Source organism: Natronococcus pandeyae (assembly GCF_008122205.1).
GTDB lineage: Archaea > Halobacteriota > Halobacteria > Halobacteriales > Natrialbaceae > Natronococcus > Natronococcus pandeyae.
This window is the reverse complement of the sequence record NZ_PHNJ01000007.1, coordinates 134,225-153,330: the sequence shown is the minus strand read 5'-3', so window position 1 is coordinate 153,330 and position 19,106 is coordinate 134,225. Positions and strand designations below refer to the sequence as shown.

Annotated in this window: 20 protein-coding genes; 8 read left to right on the top strand and 12 right to left on the bottom strand. The window is 61.1% G+C overall.

Annotated features, from left to right (window positions below; translation table 11 throughout):
- Window positions 1-172 precede the first annotated feature (172 nt).
- Both CV102_RS14450 and CV102_RS14445 read left to right on the top strand, forming a co-directional pair.
- The gene (locus CV102_RS14450) at window positions 173-2,023 is read left to right on the top strand and encodes an ABC transporter substrate-binding protein (protein ID WP_233710697.1); all 1,851 of its coding nucleotides are present in this window, start codon (window positions 173-175) and stop codon (window positions 2,021-2,023) included.
- Between the two features lie 161 nt (window positions 2,024-2,184).
- Complete coding sequence (locus tag CV102_RS14445) at window positions 2,185-3,144, top strand: Gfo/Idh/MocA family protein (RefSeq protein WP_148858710.1); 960 nt, start codon at window positions 2,185-2,187, stop codon at window positions 3,142-3,144.
- Between the two features lie 664 nt (window positions 3,145-3,808).
- Here CV102_RS14445 and CV102_RS14440 read toward each other — a convergent pair.
- The 3 genes from CV102_RS14440 to CV102_RS14430 form a co-directional block, all read right to left on the bottom strand.
- Window positions 3,809-4,840 (bottom strand): NAD(P)/FAD-dependent oxidoreductase, encoded by a 1,032-nt coding sequence (locus CV102_RS14440; RefSeq protein ID WP_148858709.1) that lies wholly within the window; start codon window positions 4,838-4,840, stop codon window positions 3,809-3,811.
- Window positions 4,841-5,200, bottom strand: coding sequence for a thioredoxin (gene trxA, locus CV102_RS14435; RefSeq protein WP_148858708.1), 360 nt, complete (start codon window positions 5,198-5,200; stop codon window positions 4,841-4,843).
- Window positions 5,201-5,446: 246 nt separating this feature from the next.
- The gene (locus CV102_RS14430) at window positions 5,447-6,088 is read right to left on the bottom strand and encodes a class I SAM-dependent methyltransferase (RefSeq protein ID WP_148858707.1); all 642 of its coding nucleotides are present in this window, start codon (window positions 6,086-6,088) and stop codon (window positions 5,447-5,449) included.
- A gap of 155 nt (window positions 6,089-6,243) precedes the next feature.
- On the opposite strand from CV102_RS14430, the gene CV102_RS14425 reads away from it, so the two are divergent.
- Window positions 6,244-6,630, top strand: a complete 387-nt coding sequence (locus tag CV102_RS14425) for a DUF302 domain-containing protein (protein ID WP_148858706.1) — start codon at window positions 6,244-6,246, stop codon at window positions 6,628-6,630.
- 100 nt (window positions 6,631-6,730) lie between these two features.
- Here the strand turns inward: CV102_RS14425 and CV102_RS27145 are convergent, their stop codons facing one another.
- On the bottom strand, window positions 6,731-7,213 hold the full coding sequence (locus tag CV102_RS27145; protein ID WP_306438846.1) for a hypothetical protein: 483 nt from the start codon (window positions 7,211-7,213) through the stop codon (window positions 6,731-6,733).
- A gap of 693 nt (window positions 7,214-7,906) precedes the next feature.
- On the opposite strand from CV102_RS27145, the gene CV102_RS14415 reads away from it, so the two are divergent.
- Both CV102_RS14415 and CV102_RS26030 read left to right on the top strand, forming a co-directional pair.
- Window positions 7,907-9,619, top strand: coding sequence for a cation:proton antiporter (locus CV102_RS14415; RefSeq protein WP_148858705.1), 1,713 nt, complete (start codon window positions 7,907-7,909; stop codon window positions 9,617-9,619).
- A gap of 116 nt (window positions 9,620-9,735) precedes the next feature.
- The gene (locus tag CV102_RS26030; protein ID WP_187432983.1) at window positions 9,736-10,134 is read left to right on the top strand and encodes an MFS transporter; all 399 of its coding nucleotides are present in this window, start codon (window positions 9,736-9,738) and stop codon (window positions 10,132-10,134) included.
- A gap of 231 nt (window positions 10,135-10,365) precedes the next feature.
- Here CV102_RS26030 and CV102_RS26025 read toward each other — a convergent pair whose 3' ends face one another.
- Entirely contained in the window at window positions 10,366-10,539 is a 174-nt protein-coding gene (locus CV102_RS26025; protein ID WP_187432982.1) for a hypothetical protein, read from the bottom strand.
- A gap of 517 nt (window positions 10,540-11,056) precedes the next feature.
- Complete coding sequence (locus CV102_RS14400) at window positions 11,057-11,431, bottom strand: winged helix-turn-helix transcriptional regulator (protein WP_148858703.1); 375 nt, start codon at window positions 11,429-11,431, stop codon at window positions 11,057-11,059.
- 196 nt (window positions 11,432-11,627) lie between these two features.
- On the opposite strand from CV102_RS14400, the gene CV102_RS14395 reads away from it, so the two are divergent.
- A complete protein-coding gene (locus CV102_RS14395) occupies window positions 11,628-12,656 on the top strand; it encodes an NAD(P)/FAD-dependent oxidoreductase (RefSeq protein WP_148858702.1) in 1,029 nt (342 codons plus the stop codon).
- A gap of 64 nt (window positions 12,657-12,720) precedes the next feature.
- On the opposite strand, the gene CV102_RS14390 is transcribed toward CV102_RS14395, so the two are convergent.
- From CV102_RS14390 to CV102_RS14365, 6 genes are all read right to left on the bottom strand, one after another.
- Window positions 12,721-12,912, bottom strand: a complete 192-nt coding sequence (locus tag CV102_RS14390) for a hypothetical protein (protein ID WP_148858701.1) — start codon at window positions 12,910-12,912, stop codon at window positions 12,721-12,723.
- A gap of 98 nt (window positions 12,913-13,010) precedes the next feature.
- Window positions 13,011-13,274, bottom strand: coding sequence for a MarR family transcriptional regulator (locus tag CV102_RS14385; protein WP_148858700.1), 264 nt, complete (start codon window positions 13,272-13,274; stop codon window positions 13,011-13,013).
- 102 nt (window positions 13,275-13,376) lie between these two features.
- Complete coding sequence (locus CV102_RS14380; protein ID WP_148858699.1) at window positions 13,377-13,595, bottom strand: hypothetical protein; 219 nt, start codon at window positions 13,593-13,595, stop codon at window positions 13,377-13,379.
- Between the two features lie 303 nt (window positions 13,596-13,898).
- Window positions 13,899-14,384 (bottom strand): hypothetical protein, encoded by a 486-nt coding sequence (locus tag CV102_RS14375; protein WP_233710696.1) that lies wholly within the window; start codon window positions 14,382-14,384, stop codon window positions 13,899-13,901.
- A 162-nt stretch (window positions 14,385-14,546) separates the two neighbouring features.
- Window positions 14,547-15,176, bottom strand: a complete 630-nt coding sequence (locus CV102_RS14370; RefSeq protein ID WP_148858698.1) for a hypothetical protein — start codon at window positions 15,174-15,176, stop codon at window positions 14,547-14,549.
- A 110-nt stretch (window positions 15,177-15,286) separates the two neighbouring features.
- A complete protein-coding gene (locus CV102_RS14365) occupies window positions 15,287-15,490 on the bottom strand; it encodes a hypothetical protein (RefSeq protein WP_148858697.1) in 204 nt (67 codons plus the stop codon).
- Window positions 15,491-16,366: 876 nt separating this feature from the next.
- Between CV102_RS14365 and CV102_RS14360 the strand changes: the two genes are divergently transcribed.
- Window positions 16,367-17,365 carry an amidohydrolase family protein gene (locus CV102_RS14360; protein WP_187432981.1) on the top strand — a complete coding sequence of 333 codons (999 nt, stop codon included), beginning with the start codon at window positions 16,367-16,369 and terminating at the stop codon, window positions 17,363-17,365.
- Between the two features lie 467 nt (window positions 17,366-17,832).
- Window positions 17,833-18,603 (top strand): IclR family transcriptional regulator, encoded by a 771-nt coding sequence (locus CV102_RS14355; RefSeq protein WP_148858696.1) that lies wholly within the window; start codon window positions 17,833-17,835, stop codon window positions 18,601-18,603.
- Window positions 18,604-19,106: the final 503 nt, after the last annotated feature.

Sequence of the window (19,106 nt, the reverse complement as noted above, 5' to 3'; positions counted from 1 at the left end):
TCGTCCTCGAGTGACGGGGGATACGGCAGCCGATTACAGAGCAGATAGTGACGGGGACGGCTACCGCGGCGTAAAACGCAGGTATGTCTCGCCGAAATGACGGCGATCCGTCAACCCGTACGTGCAAACCCGAGAAAAATATTTAACCAATGACTTGTAACAGTAGTTGCGTATGCCAAACAGTGACAGATACGGCACCGTGGACTCTGCCGAGGAGTTCATTACGCGGCGACAGATGCTCGCTGCGAGTTCGGCGATGGTCGCGGGGGGCCTTGCCGGGTGTATGGGTGGCGAGACGGACGACGACGAGGACGGACCGAGTACGATCCGGTCGTGGCAGCCGACGATCCCGGACGAGATGAACTTCAACCACTGGGCGGGGGGGTACCCATGGTCCCAGTCGTGGATGATGCTCGAGCCGGTGCAGCGGTTCTTCGCCGACGGATCGATCGCGTTCGAACAGATCGAAGACTGGGAGTACGACGCCGACGAATACTCCGTGACCGTGGAGTTCGCGGACGGCTGGTACTGGTGGAACGGGGATCCAATCACCGCCGAGGACAAGTACTGGTTCGAGGAGTGTGCCCGTCTCTTCCAGGGAGACGGTAGCGAACTCGAAGAGCTTATTCTCGAAGACGAGATGACGCTGACTCGAGTGTACGAAGAGCCACAGAACCCCGAGTTGCTCCAGTACAATCTGGGCGGGTATCTCGGTGCGATGCAACGCATCCACCGCGACAAATGCAAGCCGTGGGCGGAAGAACTCCAGGACGCGTCCGACCAGGACGAGCGTCTCCAGATTCAAGAAGAGATGGCCGACGAGATGCCACTGCACATTTCGACGGTCATGGATGAGGGGCTCGGAAACGGCCCGTTCCAGATCGTCGATTACGACACGGAAGGAATTTACTTCGAACTGTTCGAGGACCACCCCTACGCGGATCAGATCGAGGTCGACGAGTTCGAGTTCATCCTCGCACAGGACGACGCCCTCGCACAGCGAATTCAGGGCGGCGACGTCGACTTCGGCTTCGGATTGCTGCAGCAGTGGGTCGGCGAGGGTGCGGCTCCCGATCACATGGAGGACGTTTCCGTGTACGAGGATACCTTCATGCGAAAGCTCGAGTTCTACGAACAGGGCCCGGGAGCGGAACACGTCCGCCAGTACGAGGTTCGTCGAGCGATCGCACACGTCCTGAACCTCGAGCACATCTCGACGAACTACAACAACGAGAGTACGCCGCGGGAAGCCCAAACCGGCCTTCCGGCGGACGTCACGTCGAACTGGCTCGACGACGACTACGTCGCGGACTACATCGACTACTCGGTCGAAGACGACGAGGACGCCGCGACAGAGCTGATGGAGCAGGCCGGATACGAACTCGACGGCGACGAGTGGGTCGACGAGGATGGCGACGTCGTGTCGCTGGAGATCGTGATCCCGGACTACCAGACGAACCTCGCACGTTCGATCTCGGATCAACTCGCGAACTTCGGGCTCGAGATCGATCTCAACGCCCTCGAATCGGCGACGTTCAACGATCGAACGTCCGACAACATCGATTTCGATATGACTATCGGCAGTCACGGCGCACAGACTGCACACCCGTTCTACTACTTCCGACACAATCACACGCACAGTAACGAACTGGGCGACGCGATCGACATCGAGCAGGCACTCGACGAGGGAGAGACGCGATCGCCGTACAACGGTCGCGAAATCGTGCTCGAACTCCCGACCGAGGTTGGACAGGAGGATCTCTCCGGCTCGACCGAGGAGATCAATATCTTCGACCTCGACCAGGAGTGGCGAACCGTCCAGGACGAACAGCGCAACAGGGAGATCGCCGAGACGTTTTCGTGGTACTGGAACTTCCACCTGCCCGGGATCGACCTCGTCGAAGTCCAGTCCGGGACCTTCGGCAACACCCGGGACTTCGAGTTCGACACGGATACGTCCGACTGGAAAGCGTACCGCGGTGCGTTCCGTGGCCTGAAGCGGGGCCACGTTTCACCGCGTTAGAACCGCCCCTCGTCGGTATTCGAGCGTACAACTGCTCGTCCGAACCGACGAGAGAACGGTTCTGTCTCACGTGCTGTACTGTGATTGGACGCCGTTTTCCCCGGCCACGGATGGTCTCCTGGACGGCACACTTATTATCATTCGGAGACGTTACCATCGATATGGATGTCGCCTGTATCGGTGCTGGCGTTATGGGCCAGCGACTACTCGACCAGCTCGATCGGCACGACGATGTCGCCGTTACTGCGATCTGTGATCTCGACGAGTCGACTGCCCGCAGCGTCGCGGAGCAACGCGGTGCAACGGTGTATACGGATTACGAGAGGCTCTACCGAAACGAGCGACTCGACGCCGTCATCATCGCGATCCCCTCGTTCGCTCACACCGGGCAGGCGATCACGGCTGCCGAGCAAGGGCTCGATCTCCTCGTCGAGAAACCGGTCGCACGGACGAACGAGAAGGCGAGAGAAATTCGGGCCGCCATCGAGGACCATGGCGTCATCTCCCAGTCCGGCTATCTGTTCCGCTACTCGAGTCTGGTCGAGCGCGCCGAGGAACTGATCGACGATCGAACGATAAGCCTCATCGATGGCCGATACTGGGGCGGCGTTCCCGGGCGCGAGTGGGGACGACAGAAAGAGAAGTCCGGTGGCGGTAACGTCCAGCTGTCGACGCACGTCTTCGACCTCGTCCGGTACTTCGGCGGCGACGTCGAGCGCGTCGCCGCGTTCGGGGGGTCGCGCGTAAACCTCGAGTCGATCGACTTCGAAGACGTCAACTCCACCACGATGAAACACGAGAACGGCGTCGTCAGCCACGTCTCGACGAACTGCGTGACGCCGGTCGGTCGAAAACTCGAGTTGGTCGGCGACGGGTTCTACCTCGAACTCGATTTCACTCACCGGAGGCTCACCGGGACTGTGGACGACGAGACTATCGAGTACGAGTCCGACGACTCGAACGAGGCGCTTCGCCGAGAGGCAGACGCGTTCGTCGCCGCCGTGACCGAGCAGGACGACACGTACGTCAGGACCGACTACGGGGACGCCGCGAAGACCCTCGAGCTAACCTTAGCTGCAAACGAAGCGATCGAAACCGGCGACCCGGTCTCGCTTTCGTAGGCTCGACTGTCGTTCGTTGCATTCTCGCCCAGATACCTCGAGTCATCTCGATAGCCGTGGGTCTCAGACGGCGGAAGCGACTAGTTTACGCTTTCACACACCGTTTGATGATGCTAAATCTCCTCGTTGCTCGAGCGGGGCTCATCCGCGTTCGATCATGCGCTCGTCTCGAAGATCGATCGCCTCTCGGTATCGGTGAACAGGGTTTCGTTCGAATGTGATCTCGGTCTCGGTACTCATCAGACGAGGTTTACAGTAGTACAGATGTAATTAAATTCTATCGTTCTCATAATGACTGGCTATTTCCATCCACTTCTGCGACAGGTTAGCTCACCATATATATTTACTATCGTTAAACGAGAACGTGTTGATCTATCGACACACTGAAGCTGCGTCGTATGAAAGAATAGATACTAGTTCCGTTACTAGATATTTATGTCTTTGGACCGAAAATTTCTGGACTATTTTATATCTGGGCCTTACAGGCTATCAAGGCCCCCTACCACCGGAAGGAAGAACGTTTCCTGCTGAAATAGATGTATGAAAGTAGATAAGTATATAACAAGAAAACAAACATATAATTTAGAATTAGAATACCGACGAGAAATTCCATTCCACAGTTTATTCCTCTCTTTCAGCTGTGGGCAAAACGGTTCGTCCGACGTCAGTCGTCCGCTTCGATTTCGGCGATGGAACGAGTGTGGGAATCCGTTGCTGCCTGTTCCTCGAGCCACGCTTCGGCGTCGAGGGCGGCCATGCTCCCGGTTCCCGCCGACGTTACCGCCTGGCGGTAGTCGGGATCCATCACGTCGCCTGCGCCAAAGACGCCCGGGACCGCGGTTTCGGTCGTCATTCCCTCGAGCGTCTCCAGGTGGCCCGACTCCGCGAGTTCGACGGCGGTGTCCTCGAGAAAGGCCGTGTTCGGGACGTGGCCGACGCCGTAGAAGATGCCGCCGACGTCGACCTCCTCGCGTTCGACCTCGGTTCCAGATTCGAGCTTTTCCGTCGGATAGCCGTCGGGGTGGCTCACCAGCGTCGCACCCGTGACGCCCTCGTCCTGTGAGCCGTGGATCTCGAGCAGTTCGGCGTTCCAGCGGAACGCGATTTTCTCGTGGTCGCGGGCTCGCCTGGCCATGACTTCGGAGGCGCGCAGGTCCTCGCGACGGTGGACGATCGTGACGCTGTCGGCGAACTTTGCGAGGAACAGCGCCTCCTCCATCGCGCTGTCGCCGCCGCCGATCACGAGTACGTCGTCGCCGCGGTGGAAGGCGCCGTCGCAGGTGGCACACGTCGAGAGGCCGTAGCCCATCAGTTCGTCTTCGTTCTCGGCGCCAACCCAGCGAGCGCTCGCGCCGGTCGCGACGATCAGCGCGCGGGTTCGCAGGGAATCGCCGTCCGAGAGTTCGAGTTCGAACGGTCGCTCCTCGAGGGTCGCGTCCTCGACGGTGCCGTGTTCGAACTCGGCGCCGAACCGCTCGGCCTGCTCCTTCCCGTGCTGGATCAGCTCCATCCCGCCGACCCCCTCGGGGAAGCCGAGGTAGTTCTCGACCTCGGTCGTCAGCGTGAGCTGGCCGCCCGGCTCGGGGCCCTCGAGCACGAGCGGCTCGAGGTCGGCCCGCGCGGCGTAGATCGCGGCCGAGAGGCCGGCGACGCCGGAGCCGACGATCAGGACGTCGTGGACTGGGGTCTCGTTCATTCAGTCGGTGTATCCTTCGATCAGGTCGCGAAGTCGGTCCGCCGGCAGGACGCCGGTGTGCTGTTCGACTTGCTCGCCGCCCGCGAAGAGCACGAGCGTCGGAACGCCGCGGACGCCGTACTCGCCGGCCAGCGGCTGGTGCTGGTCGACGTCGACCTTCGCGATCACGGCATTCGTTTCGCCCGCCAGCCCCTCGAGTACGGGCTCGAGCATCTGGCACGGCCCACACCAATCGGCGTAGAAGTCCACGAGTACGACGTCGTGCTCGTCGACGACGCGCTCGAGGTGGTTTGCGCTCTCGATGTGGACGGGTTCGTCGATCGACTGTGCGTTCGGTCCGTCGGGTGCTTCGGTTGCCATCACTTCACCGTACGGGCCGAAGGCGTTTAAGAGTTTTGTATGTATTGCACAATACGATACAGGAGGGAATAGAGCGGAGGCGGAATCGATGTATCCACTGTGCGGTCAGTCGAGATGGCTACTGTCTGCAAATAGCGTCTGGAGACGAAATATCGGGTTCTCCAGTGGACGGCGTCGACGAAACTACTTTTCGACATCCGCATACAATATCCCAAAATTGGCACAAATGTATCCGCGACTATCCGGTCATCGTCCATCCGGAACGTGAAGGCGACCGATGTAGCCGAATCGAGTGCCGACGTAGTCGTCGAACTCGAGTCCCTGCCGTTCGGCCCGCTGGTGGAGCGTCTCGAGGGTGACGAAGTGGGGGTCGGGAAGCAGTTCGCCGACGACGAGCCGGCCGCCGGGTTTCAGCACGCGGTGGAGTTCGGAGAGCGCCTGGTCCTGGTCGGGGACTTCGCCGAGGACGACGGTCAGATACGCGGCGTCGAACGCGTCGTCGGGATACGGCAGCGCCTGTGCGTCGGCCTGGACCGGGACCACATTCTTGCTTCCTTCAGCGCTCGCCCGGGCGCGCGTCTGCTCGAGCATCGGTCGCTGAACGTCGAGCGCGTGTACCGTGCCGTCCGGCTCGAGTTGTTGCGCGACGGACGGCGTGTAGTAGCCCGTTCCCGGCCCGACTTCGAGGACGCGCTCGCCTGGCTGCGGTGCGAGCAGTTTACGTAACCGGGACCGTGTGAGGACCGGTCTGGGGAGATCGATCCAGACCCGCTGCGAGTACGGACACGGGGACGGGTTCTTCCGCCAGTACAGCGCGTACGCGAGTCCGGCGGCGAGGACGAATCCCAGCAGGCCACCGAGCCGTCGAACGGTGCGTCGATCGACCATCGGAGTTGGCTTCTCCGCGTACCGGCTAAGGCTTTGTCTCGATCGACCTGCGGTTCACGTGGGGTCGGCCTAGCCCAGGCACACTCCGTCAGTTCTGCTAGCGACATTGACGTGCCACCCGAACAGTAATGACCGTGCTCGCTGTATTGCGCAGCATGTCCTATACACTGAACAAGCGGGTCGACGGCGAGTTCGACGACGTCGTCGAGCGGACGATCAGCGAACTCGAAGACGCCGGGTTCGGCGTTCTCTGTGATATCGACGTGCAGGCGACCCTCGAGAAAAAGCTCGGCGAGAGCTTTCGACAGTACAGAATTCTGGGTGCGTGCAATCCCGAACTTGCACACCAGGGTCTCGAGGCGGAACTCGAACTCGGTGCCCTGCTTCCGTGTAACGTCATCGTCTACGAAGCCGACGACGGTGACGTCGTCGTCAGCCCCGTCGCTCCAGAGGAGCTACTCGCGGTCACCGGCAATTCGGAGCTCGATTCGATCGGCGAGGAGGTCCGCGGTCAGTTCGAGCAGGTCCTCGAGAACCTCTGATCCGTCCGCTGCGCCGCTCGATTGCTCGCCGGATCCCGGGATCGGCGACGGTTACAGAGATATCAGGAGAAAGCCCGCGGCTTTAGCCGTGTGGAGGATATCAACGGTCCGGCACGGTCGTCTCGGCGTCGGTGAGGACGCGGACGACGTGTTCGCGGAGCGCCGTCGTCGCGAGTGCACCCGTTACGTGGCCCTTGTTCAAGACCGCGACCGGCAGCCCGTCGTAGCTGGGACGCTGTCGGTCGAACTCGATGATCCGGTCGTACCGCGCGAGCAGCGGTTCGCAGTCGTCCGCGCCGATGGCCCGGAACGCCTCCTCGAAGTCGAGGACCGCCCGCAGACGCTCCGGTCGCCGGCGAGCCGGTTCGCCGGCCAGCTTTCGGTAGACGGAAGAGACGAACAGTTCGCCGAGCGCGGCGCCGGCGAAGATCGGGACGTAGCGATCGACCGCGCCGAAACAGGCGCGGTGGAGGTTGATCGCCCAGCCCCCCAGGCTGATTCCCGACGCGACGACGGGGGCCTCGGTTCGCTCTCGCGTGCGTTTTGCGAGCGCCTCGATCAGCGCGGCTGAGGCGGCCAGCATCCCGACGAAGTTCTCGAGATTGGCCCATCGCTCGAGCGTACTCCCTGTTCGAGCCGTCGTGGAAGGGCGCCCGGACGACGACGAGATTCGCCGGTACGCTCTGATCGCTCGCGGCGAACAACCGCTGGAACGAGTTCGAACCGAATCGCCCGAAATCGAACGGTCGTTCGCCGCTGCCGTGGTGATAGACGAGTGTCGGGTACTCCGGTCCGTGCCACTGCCAGGGCATGTACGCAGCATCGAATTCTCCGACCGGGGTTTCGACGGTCACGTCGTGTCGGCCGGCGCGAGTCAGATCGAGGCCGTCGACGGCTGCAGTCGTCTCGGCCGCGACTTCGACGAGCGGGGGCGACTCGAGGCTTCGTGCGAAGAATTTCTCGTCCCGAAGGAGGACCCCGCTGAGCGCGATCGTTCCGACGTCGACGGCCTCGTGGACGTTCATCGCGCCGACGTACGATCGCGCCACCGTTAGCAGTACCGACAGTTCTCGCACTGGGGATCGCCGGCGGTAGCTCACGATTCGGATCGAGACGCGCTCGACTCGTATTACCCCGGCCGTCCCATCGTCACTCGAGCCGGTGTACTCGACTCCGGACGACAGGTAGACGTCTCCGCTCGCGAGGACTGCGGCGAGCAGTATTTCTCGAGCACCCCCGTGGTACCATTAACTGGCCTCGTGGAATACTGCCCGTGATGAGCGTCCTCGAGACCGTGCTCGTCGAACTCGTCGTCGTCCTGCTGGTCGCGACCACGGTCGGCGTCGCCCTCTCGAGGATCGCGAACATCCCGTACACGATCGCGTTGCTGCTCGTCGGCTTCGGTGCCTCTGTGATCGGAATCCCTCACACGATCGGTCTCACTGAGGAGATCATTTTGCTCGTCGTACTCCCGGCATTGCTGTTCCAGGGCGGCGCGAACGTCGACCTGCAGCGCCTGCGGGAAAACCTCCTTCCGGTGGTGTTGCTCGCCGGCCCCGGACTCGTGCTCTCGATTCTCGTTCTCGGCGTGCTCGGTCGGTACGCGTTCGGCTACTCGTTGCTGTTCGCGGCGATGATCATGCCGACGGACGCGGTCTCGGTGGTGGCGGTGTTCGAAGACGTCGGCGCGCCGAAACAGCTCTCGACCGTCGTCGAGAGCGAGAGCCTGCTCAACGACGGCGTGGGCGTCGCCGTCTTCACGACGATCCTCGCGGTCGTCGCCGAAGCCTTCCAGCGCGGGATCTCCCCGGCGGAGTTCGCTTCCGCTGCGGACCTGGCCTGGAGTATCGGATTCGAACTCCTGGGAGCGAGCCTCGGCGGCTTTCTGGTCGGTGTCGTTGCCGGCTACCTCGTCTATCGGACGATGGTCGTCGCCGACGACGCGATGCTCGGCGTCACGCTCACCGTCGTCCTGGCCTACGGCTCGTACTTTCTCGCGGACGCGCTGGGCGCGAGCGGCGCCATCGCCGCCGTCGTCGCCGGACTGCTCATCGGGGATCGGGGAGAGACCGAAGCACTCGATCCGCAGACGCGGATCACGGTCGCCACGACGTGGGGCGCCGTCGCGTTCCTGCTCAATACGCTCCTGTTCGTCCTCATCGGCCTCGAGACCCCGATCGACGCCTTCGTCGACAACGCCGGACTCGTGCTGGTCGCGTTCGTCCTCGTCGTGCTCTCCCGGTTCGTCGTCGTGTATCCGCTCGTGACGGTGGCCAATCGGTGGCTCGCCGACCCGCTCTCGCGGTCATCCCAACACGTGGTCGGGTGGAGCGGATTGCACGCGTCGATCCCGATCGCGCTCGTCCTGGGGTTGCCAGCCGATCTCCCGATCGCACTCCGAGAAGAGCTCCGCGTCCTGGTCTTCGGCGTCGCGGCGTTCAGCCTCCTCGTCCAGGGACTCACGATCGCCCCGCTGCTCGAGCGCCTCGGGATCGGCCGTCGACCGCCGGCCGACGCGGTCTATCGACTCCTGACGGCCCGCCTCTGCGGGGTCGACGCGGCGCTCGAGAGCGCGAGTCGACTCCACCGAACCGAGGACCTCCCGACCGATCTCTACGTCGAATTTTGCGAAACGTACGGCTGGGAGAAACGCCGCCTCGAGACGGCGATCTCCCAGCTCCTCGAGCGCTATCCGTCGGTCCGGCGTCGAGCCGAACTCGCCGGCGAGCGGCGCGTTCTCGAAAGCGAGAAGGAGGCGGTCATGGAGGCGATCAAGTCAGGCGTCGTCGAGGGAGAAGACGCCGATCGACTGCTCGAAACCGTCGATGCGCGACTCGAGCGGGTCGAGGCGGGCGAGAGCAACGTCCAGCGGCTCGAAGAGAGGGGGTTTCGGGAGTTCTGGAGGGACGCGATCGACGCGTACGATATCGACGTCGACGAACCCCAGTTAGACGGTCATGAGGGACGCTCGAATCCTGACGACGAATAGCAGAAGGGACGACACGTACTCGGTCGCGCTGAACAACGACGCCCCGGACGCCATCGGCATTTATGACAACTGGAGAACTATTGTAACCAGCACCGATGTACCCCCGTTTCAGAGAAATGGCGGCGAGTGGCATATTCGCACTCGTTGTCACGTATCTCCTCTTCGAGCCCGGACGGCCGTTGTGGGGATGGATAATCGACTGGATCGGGACCCACAGCGGGGAACCGGTCGCGATGTTCTTTCTCGTTGGGTTGTACGCCCTCTTCGGTGCAGTGTTCTCACTGCTCACGGGCGTCCGATTCGATAATTTCGTCGCTGGTGGGTTTCTCGCGTATATTGCGTTGGTGACGTACCTGGAAGCCGTTGCTGGGCCGTTCGACAGTCCGGTTCACCTCTTTCTCGGGCTCTTCTTCTTGTTCGGGTTCGGATTTGGGGCGAAACTCGCAGAAGGTGCGGAGCAGCGAGGGGTCTTGCGACGACGGACTCCAGGCGCCGAGGATCAGACTCGAGAGTAGCGCGCTCCACCAGGCCTGTAGCTGGTCGAACCAGTACCCGCGGCGTCCGCTGTCCGACCTGTACCGTCTTCCTACTCACTCTGTTCGTCGCACTCACGACGTACTTCGACCCGTTGCGTCCGGTTCTCGGTACACTTTTTGTGGTGACACTAGCAGGACTGATTTCCGTTCGACAGGCGGACGTGTCCGTCCTGCGAACTGCCGTCCGGGTTCGTGCTTCGCCAAGCCCTATCAGCTGAGTGACGGAGCACCGATCGGCTCGTCATGGAGGACCAGCATCGTCCGGCGGGCCAGCATCGTCCGGTGGCCCGGCGTCATCCGGTGGACCGCGATCGCCATCGGCGTTCGTCGGGTCATCGTCACCCGACCCGTAATCGTCTCGGCCAGGCTCGTCCGCCGACTCACTGCCATCTCGCTCGGGAGGATCGTCGCTCTCCGAGTCTGGCCCCTCCTCCGCCGACTCAGATTGATCTGTCGTTTCACCGTCTCTATCCGTTACAGACTCGTCGTCACTCTCCTCGAAATTGGCCGTGTACTCGTCGTCCTCTGGCACGGAATCCCCGCCGGAAGGGGTCATTCCTGGGATTATCATCCACGTTACGATCAGAATAGTAGCCCCGATGAGGCAAATAAGAGCAAGCAGATGCGCGCTCGAGACCTCCGAGTCCACGCGAGACATTGGCAGATCGACGGACGACCCAGGGGGGCTTTGTTAAACGGGAGATACCCCGCAGACGGTTCGATCTGAACGACGAGCACGCTGTGATTCGCGACAACGTCGTCTCTCACACTCTCTGTCGACCCAGTTGCAGAGAGAATACGATCACTCGTCAGCTTCGTCGACGTCGTCCCAGAGATGCACGTGGTACTGGGTGTCGTCGATCGTTCGGAAACGAAGCGCCGGCACGGGCTCGATGCGCTCTCACGTGATCGAGCGACTCTCGTCCGCTGCGGGCATCAGGTGTTCTTCTCCCCAGGCGGCCATCTCCTGAATAACAGACTCGAGCGATTCGCCGAGTTCGGTCAGCGAGTACTCGACGCGAACCGGTTTTTCGCTGACGATCTCCCTGTCGACCAGTCGTTTCGCCTCGAGGTCCTCGAGGACGTCCGAGAGGACTTTGCTCGAAATCCCTCCGACTTCCTCTTTCAGCGCGTTGAACCCGAGCGGCCCGTTGGCGAGCAATCGGTGGAGAACGACGGTGTGCCACTTCTTGCCGATCAACGTCGCGGTGGACGTGATGGGACACCAGTCTTCCCCCGCACACCACACTTCGAGTTGCTCTGTTGGCTCGTCCATGATCTCGTACTAGTGCCGAATCGGCATATAGTTACGTATTGTAATCTAGTTACGAAGGGTGACTGCCGTCCGCTCTCTAATTCGTGCCGTTCTCGTCGTACTCGGCTCAGGTTACCGGCCGGTAACCGCGTTACGAGGCGGTTGGCTCGTGCTTATAACCAACCAAGAGTAACTGGGTTACGAGAGGTAACCACATATGACGACGTCCACTGATACCACGGAGACGCACTACGAAGTCGCCATCGTCGGCGGCGGTCCGGCAGGCTTGACAGCGGCACTGTACGCGGCGCGACTCGGGCACGAAACCGCGGTTTTCGACCGCGGTGGCGGCCGCGCTGCGATGATGACGGAGACGCACAACGTCATCGGCGTTCCCGAATCGGTGTCCGGAAACGAGTTCCTCGAGACGGCCGTCGAGCAGATCCGATCGTACGGTGCGGACTATCGCAGGGAGTTCGTCACCGCTATCGATCGATGCGACGGTTCGTTCGAACTGGAGACGACCGAGGGAACGGTGTTCGCCGAACGGGTCGTTCTCGCGACCGGGTTCTCCGACGGTCGACCCGACCCACCGCTGCCCCGGACCGGACGCGGATTGCATTACTGCCTCCACTGCGACGCGTACGTGTTCGTCGACGAACCGGTGTACGTGATGGGCCACGGCGACAGCGCCGCAACCGTTGCGATGCTCATGCTCAACTTCACCGACGACGTCGACCTCCTGTTGCGGGGCGCCGATCCCGACTGGAGCGAGGAAACGGACATACTGCTCGAAAACCACCCGGTCGACGTCGTCCACGAAGACGTCACCGGCGTCCGAAACGGTGGGGACGGCTGGCTCGAGGCGCTGGAGTTCGAGGACGGCGCCGTTCGCGAGTACACGGGTGGCTTCGCGATGTACGGCTCTGAGTACAACAACGACCTGGCGGCGTCCCTCGGCGCGGAACTCGCGGACGACGGGTCGGTCGTCGTCGACGATCACGGACGAACGTCCGTCGAAGGACTGTTCGCCGTCGGCGATCTGACGCCCGACCACAACCAGATTCCAGTCGCGATGGGACAGGGTGCGAAAGCGGGGATCGCACTGCACAAGAGCCTCCGCGAGTTCCCGAAGTCGCTCGCGGAACTCGAGCGCCACGGGGCGGTCGATCCCCAGGACGTTCCCGGAATGGCAGCCGAGTTACGGTCCCAGGCGAGTGTTCACTCGGCGGCAGACGACGACTGAGCAGGAACTACAACCGAGGTATGAAAATCACGGAGAAAGCCCACGACCCCTGGTGTGGGAGTCGTCACGCCACGAGGAGGGCGTCGATCCAGTCGTCCGACTGGATCCAGGCGTCTTCGATCCGTTCGTCGTAGACGATCAGCTGTGAATCGTCCGTTTGGACGGCTGAATACCGCTCGAGTGAGACTGCATCGACGCCGATCGACGACCGCTCGTTTACCGGGGTTCGGTCTGATGGGGTGGGGTCTGCAGACATGAGGGTACGCTCCTGTAGTTACCTTACAGTACTAGCTAACACTTGGTAACCTATAAAGACTCGCGAACGTCCTCGTTACCAGGTTACGCCGAGGAAAGTCAGTCGCCAGTGGCCGGCAACCCGTCCGAGGCGATCGAATCGTGGATCGAATAGATCGACTTCCTCGCGTCACGAAAGCAGACGCGTTTGTGAACCACGTCAGCATCGCGAAGATTTTCGAGTGCGTACCGAACCGTTCGCTTGCTCAGCCGAGTTTCGGTCGCGATCCGTCCCTGGGTCATCGCGCCCTCGACCTGGAGGACTTTCAGTACGAGTTTCGCGCTCGGCGGCAGATCGTAGAATCGTTCCGGGGCGTGAGTCATACGCATCTCTTCGCTCGCAGAGTCACATATCCGTTTACTGGTGATGCACTGTTCGTGCACGACCGGACGGTTTTGCGACCGTTTACCGTGGATACGGGGCAGTTACTGTTCCACGTGAGAGGCCGCGAGTTCGTCGATTTGGCCGAGAAGGTCGTCGACGGTTGGACGATCAGCCGGCAGTTTTCCGCGGTGGACGTATTCGATCGTTGGCTGCTCGCCGGCCGCGTCGATGAGGATCGCTTCGGGCATCCGTCCGACCACGTCGTGGAACGATCCGACAGCGCCGAACCGAACGGGCTGATCGTACTGCTCGCTCGTCACCTTCGATTCGTCGGCCAGAAGTGGAAACGGAAGCTTGTGCTGTTCGTGTCACTGTCGTGCTCGGTCGATCGATTCGGGAAGGACCGAAACGACGTCGGCTCGATGAGCGGTAAACTCCTGACACCTTGAGGTGACGATCTCTGTAATTTCGGTCGTGGAACGTGGGTGTGAGCCACCCTCTCAGACTCTTTGAATCCGACGGGAGAGTTCGGCACTCCGCTCGAAGTGGAGACACCGTGGACTCGTTCCGATGCGAACTGCCGAGTCCTGGTAGTAAAGCGACGTGGAACGAACTGGCCCGTGTTAGTGTTCGGAGTCTTCGATCTCCGCGTAGTACTCCTCTTCTGACCAGTCGCCGTCGAGGAACGCGTTGGCCCACTCGGTCTCGAGAAAGACCATGAACTCCACATCCCCGTCGTCGTCGAGAGCGGTCGGCATCGCTCGACGGTCGAACCCCTGGTCGACGATTTCGGCGTAGGCGTCTCCAAGGATGGGGACGTCGTCCTCCACACCACGGCTATCGACGTACTCCGGGACGAACATACCGTTTAGTTCCCAGTCAGTGACCGAGAGGTCGTCGTCGATGGCTTCGACCATCTCCGCGGCGAGTGCTCTCATTTCTTCGTCGTCGCCGTTTTCGTTGCCGTCATCGCCACCCCGATTTTCCTCTTCGGCCTCGTCCGTCTCGTCGAGACACCCCGCGACGGTCCCGACGCCGACGGCGGTCGCCGCAGCCAGAACGGTTCGTCTCGATACGTGCCGGGCGATTCTGGAGTCGCTTCGTTGCATCGTGTGTTCTCTCATCGACGGGTTCTATGCTACTTCGGGGCCGAAATCACAAAAAATAGCGCTCCGGTCGTGCGCCGGCGACGAACGAGCGCGGACCCGGGACGGATCGTCGCCGAGCAAATCTCGTGGCGTGTCCGTCTATTCGCACCCGCAGGGAATCCGTTATTCCTCGTCGAAGACGCCATACACTGCAACGCCAGGCTCGGTGTCGTCGACGTCCGCCTCCAAGCCGACCTCGATCACGCGGGCCCACGTCCCCTCCGCCGGAACGTTCCACATCTCGTCTATGCAGTAGCAGTTCAAAACGAGCCCCGAATCCGGTCCGTACGGCTGTCCCTCGGGGGGAGCGGCACCGAACGTCAGTTCCTCGTCGCTTCGCACTGCGATCGCCATCGTCCGGGCCTCGCCCGGTTCCAGTTCGATCGTATACAGCGGGATTTCGCCACCGTCGACGGTGGGGAGTTCCGCCGAGTCGTCGACGAGGTCCACGTCGGACAGATCGCTCGTCTCGTAGCTCTCGGTGTCGCTAACCGATGCCTCCGGGTTCGGTTCGTAGAGTTCACTCGTCGTCGGAAGGTGGTCCTCGGCAAACCCGATCCCTAACGCGACCGTCCCCTCCTCGGAGTCCGTTTCTTCAGCAACGGTTTGCTGAAGCGATTCGATATCCAGCTCGTCCCGCTCGGAAACGTCTGGATCGTCGTCCAGCGCGGTGCACCCTGCCGCTCCGACGACGAGCGTCCCGGCTGCGGCTCGGATAAACGTCCTTCGCTTAGGATCGGAAGTAATCTTCATACTGTACCTGACCGTTCGATACACAAAGGCATTGAGAAACCCTCGAGCCTCTCTTCACTCCGTACAGACAGCTCCGAATGTTCCAGGCACGGATTTGACAGCGGCTGAACTCAGGGTGACCACTCGCAGGCGTCACCCGTAGTCAGATCGTTCTCGTCAACGTACTCCACCAGACAAGCGTAGTTACAGAAGTAGACGGGTGAGCCGCAGTCGACGGTGCAGTCGCGCACACAGACGGGGTCGTGTTCGAAGATTTGCGATTCGCAGAACGCGCAGATCTGGTCCACGTCGGGGGTCGTACTACTTGTGGACATGCGTAAAGTGAGGAGAACCGACAATGAAAGCGTTTCGCCGCGGAGGTGGTGGAATACGGTTCAGAACGACACCGTTGACTTTTGGAGCTCGTCGCGAGCGTCCTGGATGAACCGACCTCGGTACTGAGCGATTGCCGAATCACGGTGCTGAGCCGCTGCGGGAACAGGTGTGTGGAAATCAACCGCGGGACGGAAGGGGGACCGTTGCTCCTCCGACGTCTATACTATTCATAGACAGCATCGTCGTCTGTCCTCGTCGTTTCTCGGATCGTCGCAAATTGCTCTGCTGACGGGGCAAATCGTATATGAGCCTTATATAACGCCTATAATAACAACTGAAACGGTTTCCACACCCGTTCGCGTTCCGCGGTTCTCACTCACTTCGCTCACGGGTCGTTCCTCCCCGTTCGCGTTTCGCGGTTCTCACTCACTTCGTTCCGAACCGCGCACGTTCCGAACCGCGCTCCCGTCGTGCGATCGGGTGTGCACTGACGTTCAGTGGCTACTACATCGTCAGCGTGGGCTCGTGGGTCAACGGTACCGCACAAAAGGCAGACGACGGTGCTGCTTTCCCATCATTTGTTACGGGGCTCGAACGCTGTGATCCGTATGAGTTAAGCTGTGATCCGTGCGAGTTAAGATTTGACTACACACGTTACTAATTTACACCGCTCTGTGGAGCTACGAGGCATGCCTCGTTCGTCCTCATCCCCCGACGATTCATCCTCCTGTGACTCCGAGCCAGCCGAATCGGACGCTGGCGACTCCCTGTGCTCAGAATTGACCGCGACGCGGCGGCGATATCTCACAATAACAGGCGTCGGTCTCTCCGCAACCACCGCTGGATGCACATCGACCGGTTCCGAGGGATCAACGATGGAATCTGAAACCTCGGAACCGGTCGATGAAACGCCTGACGACCCGGCGACAACCGAGAGTGACACAGAGACCGACGAAGAGGACACGGAAGCCGATGAAGAGGATACGGAGACCGACGAAGAGGACACGGAGGCCAACGAAGACGAAATAGAGTCCATCGACGACCTCCCGCTGTTCGACGCTCACACGCACATCATTCCGACGGAAGCACGGGGGCGAGACCCGCTTTCGACCGACGAACTCGTCGACTGGATGGACGACAACGGCATCGATCGTGCAGTCGTCCTCCCGTTCGATTATCCCGAGAGCTATCCGGTCCAGGCACCGAGCTCGTGGGTGCTCGACGAGGTCCAAGCGTATCCCGACCGACTCGTTCCCTTCTGCTCGGTCGATCCGCGAGAAGTCGACGGAGAAGACGCTGCCGGTGACCTCCTCGAGCACTACATCGACCGCGGCGCTCGCGGATTCGGCGAACTAAAAATCGAGATGGCCGTCGACGACGTGCGCCTCGAGCCGCTATACGAACTCTGTGCCACCTACGAGTTGCCGATCCTCTTTCATACCGACCAGCAGTCGATGCGGGATGAGGTCGGCCTCCCGCGACTCGAGAGCGTGCTAGCCTCGTATCCGGAGGTCGACTTCATCGCGCACGCCCACGGATGGTGGGCCCACATGGCCGCGGACGTCGCGCCAGGGGATCTCGGCCGCATCCCGGAGGGGCCGATCGAAGCACCCGGCCGCATCTGGGAGTTGCTCGCGAGGTACGACAACATCTACGGCGACGTTTCCACGCTGGGTGGATGGAACGCGCTTACCCGCGACCAGGAGTACGGACAGGCGTTTCTCGAGTCTCACCACGACCAAATCGTGTTCGGGAGTGACTACCTCTTTCCCGGACAGCAGGTTCCACACTTTGCCATGTTCGAACGGTTTGACCTCGATCTCGATGCGTGGGCGAATATCCGGTATCGAAACATCGAGAACCTGCTTCGCTGAACCGACGTTCGGAGGGGAAGGCAGTATCTAGATACGGAAAACTACAGAGCATGTATCTGGTGACATTGCAGCAAAACCTGTGAAAGCGCCATTTTGCCCTGATACGAGTGATCCTGGATCGATAACAGAGCAAAGTACCGACCGTTCAGGTCACGTTCGTGTCGACGACGAAGACACCCACGCTCGAGACACAGTTTCGACGCCGATCACGAGGTAGCTATTGTTGCTATTCGTGCAACTGTCCCCCTGCAGTACGACTAACGGTGTAACTCTCAACTACTGAATCGTGAGCGGCTTCGACTGCTTCGAGTTTCTCATCGTCTACCGTTCCAACGATGAGGCTCCCGGCCACGAAACGAACCTCGAGTCCCCTCCCGGCGTTCCAGTTCGGACCGATGAGACGGCGGCAAACCCGTGTACAAATTGATAGAACAACACCTAAATCGCAGGTCGATCGATAGAGAACCATGGACGACACCCCCCGATCGAATCGTCCGGTGACGACGACCGAGTCGTCTATCCGCCTCCTCGAGCAGCTGAAGGACCGTCCCGGCCAGACGCTCGACGAACTCGCCGCGGGGTCGGACCTCGCGCGGAGTACCGTCCATCGCCACCTGCTCACACTCGAGGACAACGATTTCCTGTTCAGGGAGGACGGAACGTTCTATCTCAGCCTTCGACTGCTCGACTTCGGAATCAGCGCCCGCACTCGCGTCCCGTTTTTCGACGTCGGGCGACGGCAGGTCGATCGATTGGCCGAGGAGACCGGCGAGAAGGTTTGGCTCGTCGCGAAGGAGGGTGACTTCAGCATTCACCTGTACAAGGCGTTCGGCGACAGTCCGCTGCGGACGTCCGCCCGCGTCGGACAACGACGCTATCTCCACCAACTCGCCGTCGGGAAAGCGATACTGGCCTACCTCGACGCAGACGAACTCGAGGCGATCATCGACCGCCAGGGGCTGCTGGAGATGACCGAACACACGATCACCGACGAGGACGAACTGCTCGAGGAACTCGAGGCGACTCGAGAACGGGGGTACGCGTTCAATATCGAGGAGTCGATCGAGGGGCTGAACGCAGTCGGTGCTCCGATCCGGGACGAAGACGGGACGCCGATCGGCGGGATCAGTATCTCCGGGCCGGCAAACCGGGTGAAAGGTGCGTACCTTCGAAACGAACTACCTGACAAACTCCTCGCAGCGATCGACGAGATTCAGATCAATCTCAGGTACAGCTAGCGACGATTCCGTCGGCCGCCTCGGTTCCAGACTGAATCTCGTCGATCTGCGGCGTGAAACGTCACGACGGCTCGACTTCGGTTTACAGAGATCGGAGTACGAGACGCCCCACTCCACGTCCGAACTACTTGGACTCTTCTTCGTTCTCCGACCACGTGTCTGTCGCGTGCACCACCGTTTCAGGGCTGTAGGGTGCTGATACCGATCTTCTGTGTCGATTCCACCGTCTCGAGAGCGGCCAGCACGTATCGTCGGTATCCACGTAAATTGGATAGGAATACCGTTTGCCTGGGTACAGAACGGAACCAATTCGGTCGTCGACGACCCTTGCAGGGACTGATTACAGCGGCTGAACAGTGCGTGCGCCTCCGATAGCAGCCGATTTGACGAGTGAAGACCACGATGACCGACCGGCGGAGCAGCGGGAGACGAGTGATATCCTGACAGTACTACCGGTGTGGTATACAAACATACATTTGTAATCTTTCGGTCGGTGTCGGTCG